Raw genomic sequence first — 23,279 nt, 5'->3', positions numbered from 1 at the left:
GGCTGCTAGTTATTAGCGTCATGGCCAACATCAATTTCTGTTGAACCACATGATATGGATTTTATGAAAAATAAAACGTTTAAGATTTCTGCATTATTCGGGGCTTTGTTACTGAGCGGATGTACGGTTATTCCAGGGCAGTCGTTAAGTACCACGGACAAAGATGTTGTTCAACCTACTGATAGCAATTATGACATTGATAAATTAGTTAACGTGTACCCGATGACGCCAGGTCTGGTGGATCAGCTGCGTCCGATCATTGCTCAGGCACGGCCAAATCCAGAGCTGGATATGCAACTGCAAAACTACCAATACCGCATTGGTTCCGGGGATGTTCTGATGGTTACGGTGTGGGATCATCCTGAACTGACCACCCCGGCAGGCCAGTACCGCAGTGCCAGTGATACGGGTAACTGGGTGAATACCGATGGCACGATATTTTACCCATACATAGGTAAAGTCGCCGTGGCGGGGAAAACTGTCTCTCAGGTTCGTGAGGAGATCAGTAGCCGTCTGGCGACGTATATTGAAAGTCCGCAGGTGGATGTCAGCGTCGCGTCGTTCCGCTCGCAAAAAGTTTATGTCAGTGGCGAGGTTGTGAAATCGAGCCAGCAGCCGATTACCAATATCCCTCTCACTGTTATTGATGCCATCAATGCCGCGGGCGGGCTGGCGCCGGACGCAGACTGGCGTAATGTCGTATTAACTCATAACGGGAAGGATCGTCGCATCTCGCTTGAAGCATTGATGCAGAAAGGGGATTTAACCCAAAATCAGTTGCTCTTTCCGGGCGATATTCTCTACGTACCACGTAATGATGACCTGAAAGTATTCGTCATGGGGGAAGTCGGGAAACAGAGCACGCTTAAAATGGATCGCAGCGGAATGACGCTGGCAGAAGCATTAGGTAATGCAGACGGCGTTTCACAGGTGATGTCGGATGCCTCGGGGATATTTGTTATCCGCCAGATTAAGGATAATAAACAGGGGAAAATCGCCAATATCTATCAGCTGAATGCTAAAGATGCCTCCGCAATGGTGATGAGTACTGAATTCCAGTTACAGCCGTACGATATTGTTTATGTTACCGCCGCACCGGTTGTCCGCTGGAACCGCGTGATATCTCAGCTGGTTCCTACTATTAACGGGGTTAATAGTATGACCGAAACTGCACGATATATTCATAACTGGAATTAGGAATGTTTGATTCATTGCTGATTATCTGCACGGGAAATATTTGCCGCTCTCCAACGGCAGAACGGATATTACGTCAATTATTACCTGATAAAAAAATAGACTCTGCAGGTGTCAAAGCATTAGTGGGATATCCCGCTGACGAAACGGCATTACTGACTGCACAGCACTATGGTGTTGCTCTGGATGGGCATAAAGGCAGGCAATTTACCAAGCAACTTGGGCGTCAGTATGACCTGATACTCGTGATGGAAAAACGCCATATTGAATCTGTCACACGTATGGCTCCGGAGGTTCGTGGTAAGACTTTGCTACTGGGGCACTGGCTGCAGCAAAAAGAAATTCCCGATCCATATCTCCAAAGCCAGGAAGCATTCAACTTTGTTTATCAGCTAATTGACCGGGCTTGCCAGAGTTGGGCAATTAAACTGGGTGGCTAAAAATTAGGAATCTATTGCATGTCATCTGTTATTTCTTTGAAGTCAGAAAGTTCACACTCGGGTGAAATTGAACTGGGTAAGTTAATTGGGCAATTACTTGACCATAGAAAACTTATTATTATCTTAACCGCAATATTTGCGGTGTTGGCGGTAGTATATGCTTTATTTGCCACTCCGATATATCAGGCTGATGCTCTGATTCAGGTTGAACAAAAGCAAGGCAATGCCCTCATTAATAGCATCAGCCAGATGTTACCAGACAGTCAGCCTGATTCAGCGCCGGAAGTCGCACTTTTACAGTCCAGAATGATATTGGGTAAAACAGTCCAGGATCTGAATCTACAGGCAAATGTTGAACAGGATTACTTCCCAATTTTTGGAAGGGGTTGGGCTCGTCTGACTGGACAGCCGAAAGGTAAGTTAACCGTGAGTCGACTTTATCTGCAAAATGTCGCCGGTAAAAGTCCTGAAATTACGCTTACGGTGCTTGATAAACATCATTTTAATATCACCGGTAATGATATCGATTTAAAAGGAACCGTCGGTGAGCTTATCGAAAGTAAAGGCATCTCATTACTGGTTAGTCAAATGGATGCACCGCCGGGAACTAGTTTTACAGTAAGCTATCTGACATATCTGGATGCCATTAACAAAGTTCTGGGTTCTTTCTCTGCGGAAGATCAGGGGAAGAATACGGGTATCCTTAATTTGACATTCACAGGCGATGATCCTGAATTAATTAAAGCTGTTTTAAATAGTATCAGCGAGAACTACCTTGCACAAAATATCGCCCGGCAAGCTGCTCAGGATGCGAAAAGCCTCGAATTTCTAAATACACAACTCCCCAAAGTCCGTAGCGATTTAAATATTGCGGAAGATAAGTTAAATACTTACAGGAAACAAAGTGATTCTGTTGACCTGTCACTGGAAGCAAAGTCGGCTTTAGACCAGATTGTAAATGTTGATAATCAATTAAATGAGCTTACTTTCCGTGAGGCTGAAATTTCTCAGCTTTATACCAAATCGCATCCAACCTATAAGGCGCTTATGGAAAAACGCCAGACATTGGAGGAAGAAAAAGAGAAGCTCAATAAGCGCGTCTCCGGAATGCCAGCAACCCAACAAGAAGTGTTGCGATTGAGTCGTGACGTAGAATCCGGTCAGGCAATCTATATGCAATTGCTGAACCGGCAGCAGGAATTGAGCATTGCAGAATCAAGTGCTATTGGTAATGTAAGAATAATTGATAGCGCGGTGACTGAGCCTAAACCTGTAAAACCCCGAAAGCTTTTGGTTATATTTATAGGGATTGTTTTAGGGGGAATATTCTCATTATCTATTGTCCTGTTAAGAATTTTCCTGCACAGAGGTATCGAGTCACCTGAACAGTTAGAAGAATTGGGCATTAATGTGTATGCAAGCGTTCCTCTGTCTGAATGGATTGTTAAAGAATCAGTATCAAAAAAAGGAAAAAAACAAAAGAACAAAGACAACTTTTTATTTTTAGCGCAAGAAAATCCTGCCGACCTGGCAATAGAGGCAATTCGTGGGCTGCGTACCAGTTTGCACTTTGCCATGATGGAAGCTAAAAATAATGTCTTAATGATCTCCAGTGCAAGCCCGAATGCCGGTAAAACATTTATAAGCAGCAACATGGCTGCATTGTTAGCCATGGGAAATCAGCGCGTACTGTTTATAGATGCTGACCTGCGCAAAGGTTATGTGCATAAACTGTTCAAGGGTAGTCTGGAGCATGGTCTGTCTGATATTCTTGCTGGGAAATCCACTATCGAACAGGGTGTTAAAACCTTGCCAGGTGTCGGGTTTGATTATATTACGCGCGGTAAGGTACCCCCGAATCCTGTCGAGTTATTAATGCATTCGCGCTTTAATAAGTTAATCGAATGGGCTGCTGAGAATTACAATATTGTTGTCATTGATACTGCCCCTATTCTTGCGGTCACTGATGCCGCTGTCATTGGACGCTATGCTGGCACATCGTTGCTGGTGGCACGATTTGAGGTCAATACTCCAAAAGAAATGGAAGTGAGTATCAGACGTTTCGCACAAAGTGGCGTTGAAATTAAAGGATGTATACTTAACGGGGTTGTAAAAAAAGCCAGTAGTTATTACGGCTACGGATACAATCATTATGGCTATGAATATTCGGATAAAAAATCTGACGAATAGTATGCATGTTTATGTCAGATCGATACTTTAATTGATGAATGCGGGTTGTTTGTCTTAAAACATTAACGCATAAAGAAATTCAGGCCAAAAAATGAAAAAAATTCTTGTTGCTTGTCGTGGTTATTATCCTGATGTCGCCGGGGGTGGCGAAATTTCAACTAAGTTGTTGACTGAACAATTGTCAAGTTTAGGCTATGAAGTTGAAGTACTTGCTGTCAGTGATGCTGATTATAAAGATCAGGTTAATAGCATAGATGTTAACAGGGTTAAGTATTCTAATTTGTATTGGTCCATGAAAAACAAAGAAGTATCTAAAGTTAAGAAGCTAATCTGGCATATTGTGGATTCTAATAACATTGCATTTGCAAATAAGATTGGTGCGATTTTAGAAAAAGTAAAACCAGACATTTTTATTACCAGTACGATAGAGGATATATCTTCACTGGCCTGGAAAATTGCAAAGGAAAAAGGAATACGGACTATCCATATCTTAAGGAGTTATACATTATTATGTGTAAACGCAAATATGTATAAGGAAGATAATTGCGGTAGTCGATGTGGATTGTGCAAGAGCATGACTATTCTTAAAAAATCCAACTCAAAGTATGTGGATGATGTAGTTGGTATCAGTCGTTTTGTCTTGGATGAACATATAAGAAGCGGTTATTTCAAGAACGCACAACAACATGTTATTTATAATATTTGTTTGGAAGATGTTTTAAAAGAAAGGCAATATAATGGTTTTAATGGAAAAATAATAAATTTTGGTTATTTAGGGCGCGTTCATAAAACAAAGGGAATAGATTTGATATTTTCAGCGCTTAGTAAGCTCCCTGACAGTATAACCAAAAATATTAGTTTGAAAATAGCAGGTGATGGAGATAAAGATTACATACGCCATCTTTCTGATGAAGCCAGGAAAAGTAAGTTGAACGTTGAGTTTCTGGGTAATGTGCCTGCAAATGACTTTCTTGATTGCCTGGACCTTTTAATTGTGCCATCAAAATGGAATGAACCATTTGGCAGGGTGATCATTGAGAGTATGGCAAGAAAGGTTCCTGTCGCAGCGAAGAAAGTCGGTGGGATTCCTGAATTACTGTCAGATAACCAAGGCTTTTTATTTGATAATGAAGAGCAACTTACTTTATTAATCCGGAACTATTTAGAAAGTAACCTGCATTTTAAATTTATATTGAACAACTTTGAAACAAAAAATATTGTCAATAAATGGAATGATTTATTGTCTTAATTACAAGGGGGGGGGATGAAAAAAATAATATTCGATAAAAGATGGGAAGGCGGCCATGGGATTGGAAGATTTTCATCAGAAATCACGAAGCGTGTCAACTTCGACGGGTACATAAAACTAAATATAAAGCCCACCAGTCCTTTAGATATCTTAGTCACTCCATGGTATCTGTTTTCTAATAAATCAATATATTTCACCCCCGGATTTAATGCCCCCTGGTTATTTGTCAATCGTAGTATTATTACTATCCATGATTTAAATCATATTGATATCAGCGGAAATGATAGTCGTCTAAAAACTATTTATTATGACTTTGTTTTAAAGCGGGCTTGCAAGAAATCGTTGTTAATATTTACCGTGTCTGAATTCTCCAGAAGGAGGATAGCTGAATGGGCAGGCGTCTCTCCCGAAAAAATTGTGGTAGTTGGAAATGGTGTATCTAAAGATTTTAGACCTGAGGGAGATGTTTTTAAGCCCGGATACAAATACTTTTTATGTGTAAGTAACAGGAAACTACATAAAAATGAAGAAAGGTTAATAAAGGCTTACTCCACGATTGAAGACAAATGTGGAATCAAACTTCTTTTGACAGGAAAAGAAACGCCTGAGTTAAAAGAATATATTGCTTCTCTGGATTTGTCAGATGATATTTATTTTACCGGTTATATCGATGAAGAAAAGTTGCCATCTTATTATCGTGGTGCTAGTGCATTGCTAATGCCTTCGTTATACGAAGGTTTTGGTTTACCTGTCATTGAAGCAATGGCTTGTGGTGTACCTACGTTGGCCTCGAACACGACAGCACTTAAAGAAATCGCTGAAGGTTATTCAGTTCTGGTTGATCCTGAATCTGTCGAGGACATAGCAAGAGGAATAAATTCTCTGATAAATAATAAGGTTTTGGTTAATGACCTACAGATTAAGGGCCTGCATCGTGCCAGGCAATTCACCTGGGATAAAACTGTAAGTTTAATTAATCATTCGCTTACGAAATTAAGAAAATAGAAAGTGAAATCTGTACTACTACAAACTGACATAATCTATTTTTTACTAAGTGGTTAGGATATAAATCTTTCCTGTATAAAGTTATGGGGTGAGTTAACTGCTTGACGAAAAAATAAGCTAATAATCGGCCTGCGAGATCAAAAAAAGTGATGGGTTATGAAGTTTAATAAAATAGAACTTACGTCATTTGCATTTTCATTATGTACGAGTGTTGACCTGTTAAGTTTTATGGGGTTCAGGGTATCACTTATTCCGATGGTCATATATGGAGTTGCATTAATCATTAAGAATAAATCCATTGACAAAAATATTTTCTTTGTTTTGGTTTTCTTTTTATGTTGTGCTCCTTCGGTTATGTTTAGTTATGCTTTCGGTAAGTCCGCTGGATATTTAATATGGATAATTTTTAATTTCTTTTTTATTTCATATATATTCAAACATCTTGCTCAGAATGATTATTCTGCTACCTTGAAAGGGTTATTTAACTCTTATCGCTTTCAAATTGTTTGTGGTGCAATTTTTTATTTCGCACATTTGCAAGACAGAGCGCACTTTCTCTATTATGAACCTTCTTACTTCGCCATCGCTTTAATACCATATGTTGTGATCGTTTTATGTAATTTTTTCCAAAAAGACAACAAAATACAAATACCCAAAGCACAGTTTTTTGATATTTTTTTATGTATCGTTGCAATTTATACAACCAAAAGTGCTAATTTACTTTTAGTTTTCCTAATTGGTACCTGCGTCATATCGTTACATGGAAAGAACAAGATGTTAAAAATATCAATTTCTTTGCTTATAATGTTTATTGGTTTCGTGGGTCTTTATTTTTATGCTAAAACAAACAATGATTTGATTGCTATTACCTTTAGAAATGTTTTTATGTCGGGTGATGTTTTAGAAGGTCTGAAAGACCGTGTGGGTAACAGATGGTACAGAGTTGAAATGGCTTATCATGTTGCCTTAGAACATTTTTGGGGGGTTGGGATTGGTGCTTATACCGAGTACACATTAAGTAATAAAAGTGCCTATCCATTTTACAATTCCCTGCCGTGGTATTTAAATCCCTTCGGGCTTCCAGCGATCAATCTTTACGTCGAAATGGCGGCTACATGTGGTTGGATGGCACTGATTGTATGGTTGATATGGCATCATAGGTTGTTGTTTGCTCGTGAAGCCGTGTTGTTTAAAGGAACTGTTATTTACTTCTCGTTACTTATATCAATGATAATTCTTATAATTGAATCTAGTTTTATGAGACCTTATTACTGGGTGTTAATTGGAATTTGTATGTCGCATAATCGATTTACTTTTAAAAGAATATTTACCAATGAAAACACCCTTAAATAAATATATGATTCATTTTGAGCTATGATTATAGCTAAATTTAATGTATTACAATTGCCAAAGTTTAAAAAGAGGTGGGCGCGATGATTAATAAGGTAATGAGATGGGGCGTGAATGTCACTCTAATTGTACCTTTTGTTCTTCTATCAATAAACCAAGCTTTGGCGTTTAATGTCGGTGTGGGTGTACACCCCGATGGTTTCTATGGTACCCCTGAGGAATTTATTTCATTAATGAAGAAGTATGATATAAATTCCTTAAGAACAGATTATAAATGGGATTCTGTGGAAAAGGTAAAAGGACAATATTCTGCACCGAATAGTAAAACTGAAAAAGTGCTCGACATAGCTTACCAAAACGGAATTAATCCTGTTGTTATACTAGATTATGGAAACGAATTATATGGAAAAGGAAAGCCAATAACTGACGAGCAAGTTTCTGCTTTCTCTAACTATGCAGCATGGACTGTTAAGCATTTCAAAGGTAAGGCTTCTGTCTTTGAAATATGGAATGAATGGTCCAACAGGGTAGAACCTGGAGCTAATAATGATGAGTCTGCCAAAAACTACGTCAAGTTAGTGGAAGTTGTTTCAAAAGTTATTAAAAAAGAAAATCCGCAGGCGACTGTCATCGCCGGTTCTTTCAACCCTATGGATTATATTGATCTTCGATGGGGGAAAGAAATCGTCAAGCTGGGCATCCTGGATTATATTGATGGCCTGTCAGTGCATCCTTATACGTGGGGAAGTAAAAGAGCCTCAATCCCCGAATTCAATATAAAAATGCTTGATAAGACTCAACAGGACCTGATGGTGTTGGCAAAACGAACTTCACCTATACCTTTGTATATAACTGAGATGGGTTTCCCAACTTCTGATAAAAAGCCTGTTCTCACACAGCAAGAAATTGCTGACTATGCCTATAAGTATATCCTCCTGGCTAAAACTAAACCTTATATTAAAGGTGTGTGGTGGTACGATTTTATTAATGATGGGAATAATAAAAATTATCGTGAACATAATTTCGGTATTCTTAATAGAGATTTGAGTGAAAAATCTACAGCAGATGCTATAAAAAATGCTTCTAAAAGTATATCAATAGAAAAGTAACAGTCATTGTTTAGTATTGTTGCAGCTGTTTTTTAAAGGACGTTATTTATGAAGGTTGCATTTTTTGTCTACAAATTCCCAGTGGCATCAGAGACATTTATTATTAATCAAATTGCGTATTTTATAAAAAAAGGGATCGATGTTGAAGTCGTGTCAGTTTTCCCTGGTGATTTCAACATTAAACACAAGTCACTTACCCAGTATTGCATATTAGATAAAGTAAGATTTCTTCTGGATAAAGAACCAGACAGTAAGGGACAAAAACTCATTACCAGAGTTATTGCTGCTACCGGTGCACTTACAAATAAAAAAGCATTTGAAAGCTTGAATTTCAAAAAATATGGATATTACGCAAAAACTCTAATTTTATCCCAAATTTTATCTAGGAATAGCAGGAAAATAAAATCCGACATAAATATTGCACATTTTGGAACTACAGCAGCGTTGTTAAACCAACTAAAAAGATTGGGTTTTGTTGATGGGAAAATAGCTGCTGTTTTTCACGGTAATGATATTTCTCAAAAAAGAATTTTGAATTTATTTCATTCCGATTATGAACAGCTATTCAATGATGCAAATTATATTTTTCCGGTGAGTGAGTTGTGGGCGAGTAAGATAGCCTTAACACCTGCAATAAAAAATAAAACACACGTGATAAGAATGGGCGTGAATGTTAGTAAATTCATTTATAAAGAACGGATTACTATCAGTCATCCAATAAAACTGCTCTCTATCGCCCGACTCACAGAGAAAAAAGGCATCTCAGTCGCTATAAATGCCTGCCTGTTATTGAAACAGCAAAACGTTGACTTTGATTACACCATTATCGGGGACGGGCCTCTGCGAAAAGAACTTGAATCTCAGGTCGCCAATCTTGGGCTGGGTGACAAAATTGCCTTTTTAGGTGCGCAGACGCAAGAAACTGTCTCTGAATATTTAAATAACTCGGATGTGTTTTTACTACCTTCTGTCACGGCGTCAGATGGCGATATGGAAGGGATCCCGGTTGCACTGATGGAAGCAATGGCAATCGGTATACCTGTGATATCGACGTTTCACAGTGGCATCCCTGAGCTTATTGAAGATCGCGTGTCTGGTTTTCTGGTCAATGAAAATGATGCCGCCAGCATTGCAGGTGTCATCTCTGAAATAATCGATAATCCCGGTGTGTTGCCGGATATTTGTCGTAATGCGAAACAAAAAATTGATAACGAATTTGATCAGGATAAATCCTATTCCAGGATGTTAAATATTCTACTCGGCCAGCCTTTACATATTAACCGGTGATAAATTGAAAATTTACTATTATAAATCTGCGCATGGAAATTTTGGGGATGATCTTAACGCATGGATTTGGGATGCACTACTTCCTGGCTTTTTTGATGACAATGAGAACGTCAGGGTATCCGGTATTGGCACTATTATTACTTCCGCTATGCCGCCTGCTAAAAAGTGGTATGTCTTCTCCAGCGGTGTGGGTTATGGCTATCCACCGGCTAACTTTGGTGACAGCTCCTGGGAAACGTTGTGTGTCAGGGGGCCGCTCAGTGCTGAAATTTTGGGATTGCCGAAAGACAAGTTTATTACCGATGGCGCCGCGCTGTTAAACACGCTCGCCGAGTTTAAACCCCTCTCAGAAGCTGAACGTAAGGGGGTGATTTTTGTTCCTCATCACCATGCGCTCGTCACGGGGCAGTGGGAAAAGGTTTGTCAGCAGGCCGGGGTTGAGTTTGTGAATCCACAGTCGGATGCGAAGACCGTTATTCAAAAAATCCGAAATGCCAAACTGGTGCTGGCGGATGCCATGCATGCTGCGATTATTGCAGATGCAATGCGTGTACCTTGGGTTCCTTTGATTACTTCTTCACAGATCAATACATTCAAATGGTTAGACTGGACTCAGACAATAAGCCTTCCTTACAGGCCAACTGTTCTGGGTAGCAGTTCATTGCGTGAGTGTATGCGTGATAAGGGTTTATATGTTTATGGCGAGAAATACCATTTACCTGATGCTGACGTTGAGTATGCCGTGAGTTATTTTAAAAAACAGCGTGAACTGAAGAATAAAAAATGGTGGCCTCACTATCATGACCTGACACGTCTTGCCTTATACCGGATCCCTAATAAAGGTATTCAAATTATTGAAAAAACCGCTAAATTAAATCTTGATAATCGCTTTATCGATAATGCAGCCAATATCCTCTTAGCTGCCAGAAAACAGCCTGGTTTTTTGAGTGAGGATAATCAGTTTAATAATAATGTAGAACGTCTGCTGGCTGGTATTGATATACTTTCAAAATGCAAGTGATATGTAAAGGATGTAACCTTGAAATCTCAAGAAAACGCCCGCAGGCCCAGTATTCTTTCTGGTGCAATCTGGTCTATTCTGGATAATACTGCGTCTCAGGTCATTACGTTTGTCATATTTATTGTACTTGCTAAGATTTTAACGCCCAGTATATATGGCATGTTAAGTGTTTCTTTATTAGTGACTCAATTTTTCAAAAGCGTTCTCTTTGATAGTATTGCGACTTCAATTGTCAGGAAAAAATCACCTTCTGAAGTCGATTATAACTCTGCCCTTTTTTTGTGTTTTTCTTTATCTGTTCCCGCTTTTCTGATTGTTTTTTTCGCCGCTCCTTTTATTGAGGCGTATATGAACGTGCCGCAGTTAGCCAATGTGATCCGCGGCACTGGCGTTATTATCCTGGTGAGTGGTCTGAGTCGTACTCATGAAGCCTGGCTGTCGCATAATATGATGTTTCGCCCGTTAGCGATACGTTCTATGACGTCGATTTCTATCGGCGGTATTGTCGGGGTAGTAATGGCCTACAATGGCTTCGCCGTCGCCAGTTTAGTTGTGCAGCAAGTTGTGACGTCTTTGATTTCACTGGTAGCTCTGTGGGTGGCGACACCCTGGAAACCCAGAATGAAAATTTCCAGAGAATCAATGAAGGAATCATTGGGATTTTCAAAGCATGTCGCGTTGAGCAATGTCACTAACTTTGCAAATCAGAATAGCGATGTTTTCTTTATAACTTATTTCCTGGGAAGTGCAGCAGCGGGGATTTACTCTGCCGGCAAGCGTATTGTTAATACATTGAATCTGGTTCTGGCATCGGCCTTAATGCGTGTTTCACTGCCTGCATTCAGCCGTTATAAAAATGATATCAACGAGTTTGGTAAGAAGTATTTGCAGGCGACATATTTAACGGTGTTAGTCACTGCGCCTGCTTTTGTGGGGCTTGCAACATTGTCCCATGATATTACTTTTTTACTTTTAGGGCATAAGTGGATGAATTCTGTCCCTGTTATGCAAATTGTCAGTGCTGTCGGTTTTGTCACTTCAATTGGCTATTATAACCATTCAGTGATGTTTGCCAGAGATAAGCCTGAATGGCAGGCACGACTGACATTGGTTTACGCTATTACCAATGTGGTGGCTTTTTATTTCTTTGTAAGATTTGGACTTATCGCTACCGCTCTCGTCTTCTCAATCCGAACCGTGTTGCTTTACCCTATTTCAGCATGGTGTGCCCTGACTCTGTTGAATTTAACTTTCAAACAATACGTAAAAGAGTTGATTACGCCCGTTATTTGTTCAGTTCTGATGTGCATGATACTCGTGGCGGTACAACAATACGCTGTCCTGAGCGAGTCCTGGTTTGGATTAATGATAAAAATAGGTATTGGTGCAGTGTGTTATTTTGCTTTGATTTTTACTTTCTCCTCAGTGAGTAAGAGAACAATGATTTTTTCTCTTGCAAGAAAAATTCTTCAGAGAGGATAAATGATCTCATGGAAAAAAACTCATCCTTAGTGAGTATCTTAATACCCGTCTATAATTCAGAAAAATTCCTCAGGAAAGCGCTTCAGTCAGTTGCAGATCAGACATATTCAAACGTGGAAATAGTTATCGTGGATGATTGTTCGAAAGACTCATCGCGAAAAATTGTCACCACTTTTTTTGAAGAATATGAACACATCCAGCACAAAGTCATCAATAATAAAATCAATCAAGGGGTCTCTTTTGGGAGAAATACTCTGGTTGATAATGCTTCAGGAGAGTTTATCTGTTTCTTAGATTCAGATGATTATCTTGAACCTGATTTTGTCAGTTACCTGCTCGGAGTTCTGACGAAAAATAATACCAGTATGGGGCAGTGCCTGTATTTTTCTGAGGAACCCTCGGGAGTCTCCGTTGGCAAAACGAATGATTTTGCATCAGATACTACCTTACAGGGTAAAAATGCTGTTTTTTCCATGCTGGAGGGTAAGGTAACGGGATATTTGTGGCATAAAATCTTTAAACGCGACTTGTTTGATGGCATTCGGTTTGATACTACATTGACCGTTTTTGAAGACTATGAAGTGATTATGAAAATGTTTGTTAACGGAGCAAGTATCGCTTTCGGTAATGAGCGTAAATATCATTACATCCAGCACGCGTCGTCATTAACTAAACAATCTTACCTTAAAATATTAAACCGACTGGAATACCTTAACAGGACGAAGTCACTTGTATCGCCACTTATTATCTCTGAAACCGATAAAGAAAAATGGGCTAAACATAGTTATCTGGTCATTTTAATGGTGTTTATCAATGCCGTCAGATATGGGGCGCCGTTAAAGGATGTTATTGGCATCAGGCGCTCTATTGATCTCTCGTATGTTGCGAAATTATCTAAATCGGTCAGTTTAAAGAAACTCTCCGCCATTTCATTAATTAAAGTTTCCCCCTATTTGTTTTATTTTATGCTTAAGACTGCTTTTAAAATAAAAGCATAGTGTTTTTCATATCCCTTTGTACCCTGCTGAATTATTAGTAAGTTATTCCTCTGCACACTGAGTGGTTGTATTCGGTGGTTTAATCTTATTTAACTCTTTTATTTTTGAGACGAAAACTATGATCCTTCCAGTAATCATGGCTGGCGGCACCGGTAGCCGTTTGTGGCCAATGTCTCGTGAGCTTTATCCAAAACAATTTCTTCGTCTGCATGGCGATAATTCCATGTTGCAGGAAACGGTCACCCGTTTAAAAGGGCTGGACGTTTCTGCACCGCTGGTTATTTGTAATGAAGAGCATCGTTTTCTTGTTGCCGAACAATTACGACAAATAGACCAGCTCTCCGACAATATTATTCTTGAGCCTGTCGGGCGCAATACGGCGCCTGCTATTACGCTGGCTGCGCTCAGTGCCATCGACAACGGTTCTGATCCGTTACTGTTGGTGCTTGCAGCCGACCATGTGATCGAGTCTCCGGATGCCTTCCATCAGGCCGTGCAGAATGCTATTCCGTTCGCTGAGCAGGGGAAACTGGTCACGTTCGGTATCGTGCCAACAGGCCCTGAAACCGGTTACGGTTATATCCAGCGGGGAACAGAATTCAGCAGTGATGCCGATCCTGTTTTTCGGGTGCAGCGTTTTGTCGAGAAACCGAATCTTGAGACTGCATTGCAATATCTGGAAAGCGGCGAGTATTACTGGAACAGCGGTATGTTTTTGTTCCGCGCCAGACGTTTTCTTGAAGAGATGGCGAAATTCAGGCCGGACATACTCGAAGCCTGTCAGAAAGCGATTGAGACTTCGCATACTGATGAGCAGCAAGATTTTATTCGTGTAGATAAAGCGGCATTTATTTCCTGCCCGGATGAATCGGTTGATTATGCCGTAATGGAAAAAACCACGGATGCGATTGTTGTTCCGTTAGATGCGGGCTGGAATGATGTGGGTTCCTGGTCGGCGCTTTGGGAAGTGAATGATAAAAACGCTGAAGGGAATGCCATCAATGGCGATGTATTTACCCATAATGCGAACAATTGTTATATCAACACCGATGAGAAATTGGTGGCCGCCATTGGTGTGGATAATCTGGTCATCGTAAATACGAAAGATGCCGTTTTAGTGATTGATAAAAACCAGGTGCAGGACGTTAAAAAAGTCGTCGAATATTTAAAAAATAATAAACGACGGGAATATCGTTTGCACCGCGAATCCTATCGCCCGTGGGGCCGTAACGATAATGTCGTGACTGCACCCCGTTATCATGTGAACCGCATCACCGTTAAACCGGGCGGACAGTTCTCATTACAAATGCACCATCACCGCGCGGAGCACTGGGTTATTCTGTCGGGCACCGCCAGAGTTATTCTCGAAGATAAAAATTATCTGCTCAGTGAAAATGAATCAACGTTTATCCCTATTGGGGCTCAGCATATGTTAGAGAACCCGGGAAAAATTCCTCTGGAACTTCTGGAAATACAGTCGGGATCCTATCTGGAAGATGACGATATTATCCGTATAAAAGATCACTATGGTCGCTGTTAATTTGGGGATGAAATATGTCAGGTACATTAACTTGCTTTAAAGCTTACGATATCCGCGGTGAATTAGGCGTTGAATTAAATGAAGATATTGCCTATCGCATAGGGCGTGCTTACGGGGAATATTTAAAACCTAATAAAATGGTATTGGGAGGCGATGTCCGCTTAACCAGCGAAGCATTAAAACTTGCGCTGGCGAAAGGTTTGCAGGATGCGGGAACCGACGTTGTTGATATCGGCGTGACCGGTACAGAAGAAATCTATTTTGCGACGTCTTATTTGTGCCTTGATGGCGGCATTGAAGTGACGGCCAGCCACAATCCGATGAACTACAACGGCATGAAACTGGTGCGTGAAGATTCCCGTCCGATCAGCGGCGATACCGGCTTACGTGATATTCAGGCGCTGGCGGAAGCTAATAATTTTCCACCGGTCGACCAGGCTAAGCGCGGCAGTTACGAGAAAGCCTCCGTGCTGGATGAGTATGTTGATAAGCTGCTCAGCTTTATCAATGTAGAGAACTTTACCCGCCCTTTAAAACTGGTGTTTAACTCCGGTAATGGGGCAGCGGGCCATGTTGTTGATGCCATCGAACAGCGGTTTATTGCAGCCGGTGTGCCGGTTGAATTTATCAAAGTTCACCATGAGGCAGACGGCACATTCCCGAACGGTATTCCTAACCCGTTATTGCCGGAGTGCCGTCAGGACACGACGGATGCCATCATTAAGCACAAAGCAGATATGGGGATCGCTTTTGACGGTGATTTTGACAGATGTTTTCTCTTTGATGATGCCGGTAATTTTATCGAAGGGTATTACATCGTCGGTCTGCTTGCCGATGCCTTCCTCGAAAAATATCCTAACTCAAGAATTATCCATGACCCGCGTCTGAGCTGGAATACCATTGATATTGTCACCGGTGCGGGCGGCGTGCCTGTTATGTCGAAAACCGGCCATGCTTTTATTAAAGAACGTATGCGTCAGGAAGATGCGGTCTATGGTGGTGAGATGAGCGCCCATCATTACTTCCGCGATTTCTATTATTGCGACAGTGGGATGATCCCCTGGCTGCTGGTCGCTGAATTATTGCATCTGAAAGGCAAGTCTCTGCGGCAACTGATTAATGACCGGATCACGGCCTATCCTGCGTCCGGGGAAATTAACAGCTATTTGCAGCAGCCTAAAGAATCCATTGCCCGTGTATTAGCCATGTATGAAGGTGAGGCGGTTAACGTCGATCATACTGACGGGATCAGTCTTGAGTTTGACGAATGGCGTTTCAATCTCCGCAGTTCTAATACAGAACCTGTTGTAAGGTTGAATGTTGAATCCCGCGCAAATACAAAACTCATGCAGGAACAAACCAGAAGAATTCTTTCTATCCTCCGCAGTATGTAATTATTAAAAATATCTTATTTAAGTGAGTAATGATAACTCGCTGTGGGTTTGTATTACTCACTTTTCATTTTATAAGGTTTAAATTATGTCACATGATGTGAGTGTTGGGATTGTTGCTGACTGGTTGGTGACATTTGCAGGGTCAGAAAAAGTTATTGCAGAGTTTATTAAATTATACCCAAATGCTGATATTTATTCTGTTGTCGATTTTCTTTCTGATGAATCCCGGAAGAAATTCTATGGAAAAGAAGCGACGACCTCTTTTATACAGCGGTTACCTTTTGCGAAGAAGAAATATCAGCAGTATCTGCCTTTAATGCCGCTGGCTATCGAGCAGCTTGATGTGACGGAGCATGACATTGTGCTTTCCAGCAGTCATGCGGTGGCTAAAGGCGTATTGACCGGCCCTGATCAGTTGCACATCAGTTATGTGCATTCGCCGATCCGCTATGCCTGGGATTTTCAGCACCAGTATTTGCGTGAGGCGGGGCTGAACAAAGGCCTGAAAGGGAAACTGGCCCGCTGGTTCCTGCATAAAATCAGGATTTGGGATTACCGGACAGCCAATGGCGTGGATCACTTTATCGCTAATTCCCAGTTTATTGCCCGGCGAATTAAGAAGGTCTATGGCCGGGATGCGGATGTTATTTATCCTCCTGTCGATGTAGAACGTTTTACTTTGCAGGAGAATAAAGAAGACTTCTATTTTACCGCCTCCCGCATGGTGCCTTATAAGCGTATCGACCTGATTGTTGAAGCATTCAGTCAGATGCCGGATAAGAAACTGGTGGTGATCGGTGACGGTTCTGAAATGGCGAAAATAAAATCCCGGGCTGGCAGCAATATCGAAATTCTGGGTTATCAGCCTGACGATGTGATGCAAGATTACATGCGGCGCACCCGGGCGTTTGTTTTTGCTGCTGAAGAAGATTTTGGCATTACGCCGGTCGAAGCACAGGCCAGCGGGACGCCGGTTATTGCCTTTGGCAAAGGCGGTGTTCTGGAGACCATCAGACCTTATGGCGAAAGTAATGCCACCGGGGTATTTTTCTCAGAGCAAACGGCGGAATCACTGATTAACGCCGTGCGTCACTTTGATACGATTAAAGACTCTATCCTGCCCAAGGACTGCCGCGAAAACGCTTTAAAGTTCTCTGCACAAAGATTTCATGATGAGCTGGATGAGTATATCAAAACAAAATGGCATGACTTCAATGAACGTAAACGCATCGTTTATTAATTTTTATCCTTTTTAATATTGTTCTTTTTTCTGTCGTTGACTGTTTATTCTGCGATTCATCTTACTCAACATAACCTTGCAATTATAATCGTGCATCTGTCCGGATGCGTTTTTTAAATTGTAATCTAAGGGTTTACTATGTCTAAGGTCGCTCTTATTACCAATATCTCCGGGCAGGACGGGTCTTATCTGACTGAGCTTTTGCTTAAAAAAGGCTATACAGTCCATGGGATTATCCTGCACAGCCCGGTACCCGATACTGAATTTGTCACTGATGATTTACATGCAAACAATCCTGATTTCCATATTCATCACTATGGCTGGGGTGAAATCTTAGATCTGAGGAGTTTGCTGGCGTTAATTCGCCCGGATGAAATTTATAATCTGGATATCACCAGTGAAACTACCGCGCATTCTACATTTCCTGTCACCGGGATCAGTGCGCTGAGAATGCTGGAGGCTATCCGTTCTGAGGGGCTGGAGCGCACAACCCGTTATTATCATGCCTCATCTTCCGCGTTGTGCGGGCTGGTTAACGGCATGACCATCAATGAAATGGTGACGTTTAATCTTCCGCCTTCGGAGACCGTCGCCAGAGTCAGTGATTTCTGGACCGCCGTGAATTACCGGGAAACATTCGGTATGTATGCCTGTAACGGCATTCTGTTTAACCATGAGTCGCCGCGGCGCAGCGAAAGTTTTGTCACGCGTAAAATCACACGCGGGCTGGCGAACATTACTCAGGGGCTGGAGAAGTGCCTTTATCTGGGCAATCTGAATGCCTTACGTGACTGGGGGCATGCCAGAGATTACGTCAAAATGCAGTGGCTGATGCTGCAGCAGGACAAACCGGAGGACTTCGTCATTGCAACGGGCGTGCAGTTTACGGTGCGTCAGTTCGTGACTTTTGCGGCCCTTGAACTGGGGATCAAACTGCGGTTTGTCGGCAAAGGCGTGGAGGAAAAAGGCGTGATTGCGGCGATTATCAGCCCGGTCGCGGCAGCGCTGAAAGTCGGAGATGTGATTGTCGCCGTCGATCCGCGTTATATGCGCCCGTCGGAGGTCAGCAAGGTTTCGGTTAATCCGTCAAAAGCACGGCGTCAGTTAGGCTGGGCACCTGAAACCTCATTACAGGATCTGGTGATTGAGATGGTGCAGGCGGATCTGGCCTTCGCCAAAAAGGCGGCGCGTCTGAAGCTGTACGGCTAACGCCAGTCGCTGTTTCTGACGATGTACGAAAAAAGCCGGAGAATGCGCTGACATTCTCCGGCTTTTTTTTGTCTTCAGGAAAGCTGTTTATTTAGCGCCAAAACAGGCATCCAGCCCTGCCTGAGTATCTTTGCTTGCCAGACCTGGCATAGGTTTATCGGCGATAAGCGTGACGCCGGTATCCACATACCCGGAAACTTTTTTGCCGTGTCTGGCATAGGCAACGGCAGCATCAACACCCATCGCCGCCATCGTTAAAGGATACTGCTGGGCCGTGGCGGCAATCTTGCCTTCACGTACGTAATTTACCCCCGCACACCCGCCATCAACAGAGAGAATCATGGCATTCTTTTGTTTACCTGCTTCCTGCAAGGCTTTGTAGGCTCCGGCTGCGGCCGGTTCATTGACGGTGTAAACCAGATTAATGTCCGGATGGGCTTTCAGGCAATTTGTCATGACCTCGTAGCCTTGTTTCTCAGCCCCTTCGCTATAGCCTGCACACACAATTTCGGGTGCGGCGGACAGTTCACTGGATTCGGCACCTGCCGCAGTTAACCCCAATCCTTTCATAAACCCGTTGTGTCTTCTTGCCCCTACCAGATGTCCTGGCGATAAATCCAGCATCGCTATTTTGAGGGGTTGTCCCGCGAACGTCAGCGGCATGGCCGCCTGAGCATACTGGCCAATCAATTCGCCAGCTTTATAGTTATCGGTGGCGAAGAGGGCATCGACGGCACTGATCGGATCCGTCGGGGAATCGAGGGCGATAACCTGCACGCCTTTCGCCCGGACCTCATCGAGTGCGGGCACAATGGCCTTAGCATCGCTCGGCGTAATGAGCAACGTGGTCGCACCAGAGGCCACCATGGACTGAATCGCGATGATCTGTGAAGGATAATCGCTGTCTTCTTTACCGGCTGCGGTAAGCAGTTTGACCCCGTGTACGGTGGCCCCCAGCATGGCACCTTCTTTCATTTTCAAAAAGAACGGGTTGGTGTCTGTTTTAGTAATCAGGCCTATCGTGATGTTCTCATTGCTGCTGGCAAGAGCTGCCGATGTCAGCAGGGTCGTCGCCACGGCAAAAACGCAGGAAATTTTCATGTAAATACCTTAGCGGGTGGCTGTTGCAGTGACATTAAGATTTCCCGCACGTGAAATATCAAATGCAGAAATCCCCTCCAGCAAGATATGAGCCTGTTGTTTTAAACTGTCCGCTGCTGCCGCACTTTGTTCTACTAACGCGGCATTCTGCTGCGTCGCCTCGTCCATGTTGACCACGGCTTTATTGACCTGATCGATGCCAGTATGTTGTTCGCTTGAGGCAAGGGTAATCTCAGCCATCAGGCTGTTGACGCCTTTGACCGCATTCACCACTTCCATCATGGTGGTGCCCGCTTCATCCACCAGCTTAGAACCGACGTTAATCCTTTCAACAGACTCGCTAATCAGGTTTTTAATTTCCTTGGCGGCATTGGCGCTGCGCTGTGCCAGCGTTCGCACTTCACCGGCAACCACCGCAAAACCACGTCCTTGCTCACCGGCACGGGCTGCTTCAACGGCGGCGTTAAGCGCCAGAATATTGGTCTGGAAAGCAATGCCTTCAATGACCGTGATGATTTGTGTCACTTTGCCTGAGCTTTCGGCGATTTCATGCATGGTACTGACGACGCGTTCAACGACGTTGCCGCCGCGTTGCGCCACTTGTGACGCACTTGTGGCCATCAGATTCCCCTGATGGGCATTGTCGGCGTTGTGTTTCACTGTCGCGGTCAGTTCCTCCATGCTTGCTGATGTCTGTTCCAGCGAGGAAGCCTGGGCTTCGGTCCGGCGACTCAGATCCTCATTGCCCAACGTAATTTCGGTGGATGCACTGACAATGCTTTCAGCGGAATTAGCCACCTGGTTGATTAACTGATGCAGTTTCGCCTGCATTCCGCCAAGCTCTGCCAGAACGCTGTTTTGTGGTGCGTTTTCCGCGCCTTTCACTTCACTGAGATCACCCGCAGCAATACGTTGTACCACCTGACCTAAAACAAGCGGTTCTTCACCCAGTGCACGGAACAGGGAACGGATAATAATGCCCCCCAGAATAACCGCCAGACTCAGTGCGACCAGGCTGATAACGATGAAAATGAGGCGGGTTTGTTGATACGCATCTTGTGCGGTATTCAGGCTCTCTTTAGCCCGTACGTTACTGTACTGGAGATAGTCATTGGTCGTATTCAGCAGCAGCGCCAACTGAGGTCGTAGCTCGCGATTCATGCGGTCAATCGCTTCAGCTTTCTTCTCTTCAAGGGCCAGATCAACAATATGTTTAGCCACCGGACGGTATCCTTCTTCCGCATTAGAAATCGCGGTCACGAATTGCCGATCCTTATCTGTGACGTCAGAGTGTTCTTTGATTGCCGCCTGAAGCCGGTTCAGCGCGGCTGCGGTTTTCTCTTCTGCAGCAGCGACTTGTCTTTTACCTGCTTCGATATCAGCAGCCTCACTGACCAGCACCAGCCCGTAAATATTCAATGAACTGTCTTTTACGCCGCTGAGAATTAAATTCACAGCTGCCTCACGGGCGGAAACCTGCTGTACGTGAGTTTTGAATCTGTTGTTGGCCTGGCTTAACGCGTTGATAGAGAGCAGGACTACTGCGAGAACAATGACGACTAAAACGCCAAATCCCAGCGTAAGCTGGGTGCGTACAGTAGTGTGTTTAAAAGACATAGTGGTAACTCCCTGAAATTGCGATTAAAAAGGTGCGGGCACCTTAAGTTATGACAACATTTCAATCAGTCTCGTGCGTAAAATGTCGTTACCGGAGTAGCCTGTCAGGAAACACAGGATAGAAATCTGTCGGGAAGAAACTGAAGTTGGTCACGTGAACCGAATGAGTTTTAGTGATTAAGTTAACGGCACACTGGCGAGGAAACTTGATAGCAGGGGGCGGACAGCCGGTTTGTTTGTCAGAAAAGTGTGATGTCTGTCAGATTTTTATGCCGGCCAATTTTGGCACGCGCTGTTGCGCATAACCTCTGAACGAAAGGCGCGGGCACAGGGCCGTCAGTGTGGCCGTCACGCCGGTTTCATCATCAGAAAAATCATTCCATTTTTATAATCTCAGGCAATGATTCAAGTTTCATATTTTGAAACATAAAGCTCTTAATAACCCTCAAACTAAGCTTGCACTATAGAGTATAGCCGGTGCTATATTCGTCTTTGCCGGATAAAATTCACACAAAAATAACAAGCAAGAACAGGGCGGGCAGTATGCGTGGAACAGGCCAGACTTCTTCTCTAACCGACAGAACCAATGCGGCGATTGCTAACGCCATGTCCGGCCGCAAACGCGGCCTGATGACACCGCTGTTGTTTGCGGGGCCTGCGGTGATCGCCTCGATCGCCTATATGGATCCGGGTAATTTTGCGACCAATATTCAGGCTGGCTCGCGCTATGGCTACGCGCTCCTGTGGGTGGTTGTTATGGCCAATATGATCGCCATGCTGTTTCAGGCGCTCTCCGCCAGACTGGGGATCGTCACCAACAGAAATCTGGCGGAAATGTGTCGCGACCAGTTCTCCAGACCCGTGGTTTGGGGGATGTGGGTGGGCAGCGAAATCGCCGCAATGGCGACCGATCTGGCCGAATTCCTCGGGGGGGCTTTAGCCCTGTCGTTACTGTTCCATATGCCGTTACTGGCCGGGATGGGTATCACGGCGCTGGTTACCTACGGCCTTTTGATGGTGGAAAAGCGTGGTTTCCGCCCTGTTGAGCTGATGATCGGCGGGTTAGTGGCGGTGATTGCACTGTGTTATCTGGTCGAAATGTTTATCGCGCAGGTTGACTGGGCCGCAGCCGGTCTGGGCATGGTGACACCGCAACTGCCCGACGCGCAGGCGCTGACCATTGCCGTGGGGATCATCGGAGCCACCGTGATGCCACATGCGATCTTCCTGCACTCGGGGCTGACTCAGCACCGTACCCATGCCAGGAATCCGGGCGAACGTCGTACACTGCTGCGTTTTTCCAATATTGAAGTGGTGATCGCGCTGACCCTCGCCGGATTGGTGAATATCGCGATGGTGATTATGGCCGCCAGTGCCTTCCATGCCGGCCACAGCGATGTGGCGGAAATCGAAACGGCTTACCATACCCTGACTCCGCTGTTGGGGGCGGGGGCGGCAGGTTTCTTCCTGCTGTCATTGATTGCTTCCGGTATTTCCAGTTCAGTGGTAGGCACTATGGCAGGCCAGATGATCATGCAGGGCTTCGTCGGTTTTCGCATTCCCGTCTGGTTGCGCCGTCTGGTCACCATGATCCCTGCGTTTATCGTGGTAGCGATGGGCGTTAATGCCACCGACGCGCTGGTATACAGCCAGGTGGTGCTCAGCCTGGCGTTGCCTGCGCCGATGATTGCATTGGTGATATTCACCAGCCGTCGCGACATCATGGGGGAGTTTGTTAACAGCCGCCTGACTGTCGTGACTTCCATCATCGGCACCGTGGTGATTGTGGCGCTCAATATCATCCTGCTGCTGCAAACATTTGGCGTGAATATCCCCGGTCTGGAATAATGCCA

18 protein-coding genes are annotated in these 23,279 nt (G+C 43.7%); 16 read left to right on the top strand and 2 right to left on the bottom strand.

What is annotated here, in order from left to right; translation table 11 throughout:
* The first annotated feature begins 63 nt into the window (after positions 1–63).
* The 15 genes from LC431_RS00385 (at position 64) to LC431_RS00315 (ending at position 18,708) form a co-directional block, all read left to right on the top strand.
* On the top strand, positions 64–1,197 hold the full coding sequence (locus LC431_RS00385) for a polysaccharide export protein (protein WP_112150915.1): 1,134 nt from the start codon (positions 64–66) through the stop codon (positions 1,195–1,197).
* A 2-nt stretch (positions 1,198–1,199) separates the two neighbouring features.
* Entirely contained in the window at positions 1,200–1,634 is a 435-nt protein-coding gene (locus tag LC431_RS00380; protein WP_112150914.1) for a protein tyrosine phosphatase, read from the top strand.
* Between the two features lie 18 nt (positions 1,635–1,652).
* Positions 1,653–3,824 (top strand): polysaccharide biosynthesis tyrosine autokinase, encoded by a 2,172-nt coding sequence (locus LC431_RS00375; RefSeq protein WP_112150913.1) that lies wholly within the window; start codon positions 1,653–1,655, stop codon positions 3,822–3,824.
* A 91-nt stretch (positions 3,825–3,915) separates the two neighbouring features.
* Positions 3,916–5,073: a glycosyltransferase gene (locus LC431_RS00370; RefSeq protein ID WP_223509117.1), complete on the top strand. Its 1,158-nt coding sequence runs from the start codon at positions 3,916–3,918 to the stop codon at positions 5,071–5,073.
* Between the two features lie 15 nt (positions 5,074–5,088).
* The gene (locus LC431_RS00365) at positions 5,089–6,078 is read left to right on the top strand and encodes a glycosyltransferase family 1 protein (RefSeq protein WP_223509115.1); all 990 of its coding nucleotides are present in this window, start codon (positions 5,089–5,091) and stop codon (positions 6,076–6,078) included.
* Between the two features lie 156 nt (positions 6,079–6,234).
* The gene (locus tag LC431_RS00360; RefSeq protein ID WP_112197490.1) at positions 6,235–7,431 is read left to right on the top strand and encodes an O-antigen ligase family protein; all 1,197 of its coding nucleotides are present in this window, start codon (positions 6,235–6,237) and stop codon (positions 7,429–7,431) included.
* An 80-nt stretch (positions 7,432–7,511) separates the two neighbouring features.
* On the top strand, positions 7,512–8,537 hold the full coding sequence (locus LC431_RS00355; protein WP_112150909.1) for a cellulase family glycosylhydrolase: 1,026 nt from the start codon (positions 7,512–7,514) through the stop codon (positions 8,535–8,537).
* Between the two features lie 48 nt (positions 8,538–8,585).
* On the top strand, positions 8,586–9,824 hold the full coding sequence (locus LC431_RS00350; protein ID WP_223509113.1) for a glycosyltransferase: 1,239 nt from the start codon (positions 8,586–8,588) through the stop codon (positions 9,822–9,824).
* Positions 9,825–9,828: 4 nt separating this feature from the next.
* Positions 9,829–10,845: a polysaccharide pyruvyl transferase family protein gene (locus LC431_RS00345; protein ID WP_223509111.1), complete on the top strand. Its 1,017-nt coding sequence runs from the start codon at positions 9,829–9,831 to the stop codon at positions 10,843–10,845.
* Between the two features lie 18 nt (positions 10,846–10,863).
* Positions 10,864–12,327, top strand: a complete 1,464-nt coding sequence (locus LC431_RS00340; protein WP_037033313.1) for a lipopolysaccharide biosynthesis protein — start codon at positions 10,864–10,866, stop codon at positions 12,325–12,327.
* Positions 12,328–12,335: 8 nt separating this feature from the next.
* On the top strand, positions 12,336–13,325 hold the full coding sequence (locus LC431_RS00335) for a glycosyltransferase family 2 protein (protein ID WP_112197494.1): 990 nt from the start codon (positions 12,336–12,338) through the stop codon (positions 13,323–13,325).
* Positions 13,326–13,443: 118 nt separating this feature from the next.
* Positions 13,444–14,865: a mannose-1-phosphate guanylyltransferase/mannose-6-phosphate isomerase gene (locus tag LC431_RS00330; RefSeq protein WP_015690363.1), complete on the top strand. Its 1,422-nt coding sequence runs from the start codon at positions 13,444–13,446 to the stop codon at positions 14,863–14,865.
* Positions 14,866–14,879: 14 nt separating this feature from the next.
* A complete protein-coding gene (cpsG, locus tag LC431_RS00325) occupies positions 14,880–16,259 on the top strand; it encodes a phosphomannomutase CpsG (protein ID WP_121019733.1) in 1,380 nt (459 codons plus the stop codon).
* Between the two features lie 85 nt (positions 16,260–16,344).
* Complete coding sequence (locus tag LC431_RS00320) at positions 16,345–17,499, top strand: glycosyltransferase family 4 protein (protein WP_223509109.1); 1,155 nt, start codon at positions 16,345–16,347, stop codon at positions 17,497–17,499.
* A gap of 138 nt (positions 17,500–17,637) precedes the next feature.
* Positions 17,638–18,708 (top strand): GDP-mannose 4,6-dehydratase, encoded by a 1,071-nt coding sequence (locus LC431_RS00315; RefSeq protein WP_015690360.1) that lies wholly within the window; start codon positions 17,638–17,640, stop codon positions 18,706–18,708.
* Between the two features lie 87 nt (positions 18,709–18,795).
* Here the strand turns inward: LC431_RS00315 and LC431_RS00310 are convergent, their stop codons facing one another.
* Both LC431_RS00310 and LC431_RS00305 read right to left on the bottom strand, forming a co-directional pair.
* The gene (locus LC431_RS00310; RefSeq protein ID WP_037033306.1) at positions 18,796–19,809 is read right to left on the bottom strand and encodes a substrate-binding domain-containing protein; all 1,014 of its coding nucleotides are present in this window, start codon (positions 19,807–19,809) and stop codon (positions 18,796–18,798) included.
* 9 nt (positions 19,810–19,818) lie between these two features.
* A complete protein-coding gene (locus tag LC431_RS00305; protein ID WP_013576863.1) occupies positions 19,819–21,426 on the bottom strand; it encodes a methyl-accepting chemotaxis protein in 1,608 nt (535 codons plus the stop codon).
* Between the two features lie 543 nt (positions 21,427–21,969).
* Here LC431_RS00305 and LC431_RS00300 point away from each other — a divergent pair.
* Entirely contained in the window at positions 21,970–23,274 is a 1,305-nt protein-coding gene (locus LC431_RS00300; RefSeq protein WP_013576862.1) for an Nramp family divalent metal transporter, read from the top strand.
* The last annotated feature ends 5 nt before the right edge of the window (positions 23,275–23,279 follow it).

It is taken from the genome of Rahnella sp. GSA61A, assembly GCF_019969905.1.
In the GTDB taxonomy this organism is placed as follows: domain Bacteria; phylum Pseudomonadota; class Gammaproteobacteria; order Enterobacterales; family Enterobacteriaceae; genus Rahnella; species Rahnella aceris.
Note: the sequence above shows the minus strand (reverse complement) of the source record. Positions and strands in the feature narration are given on the sequence as shown.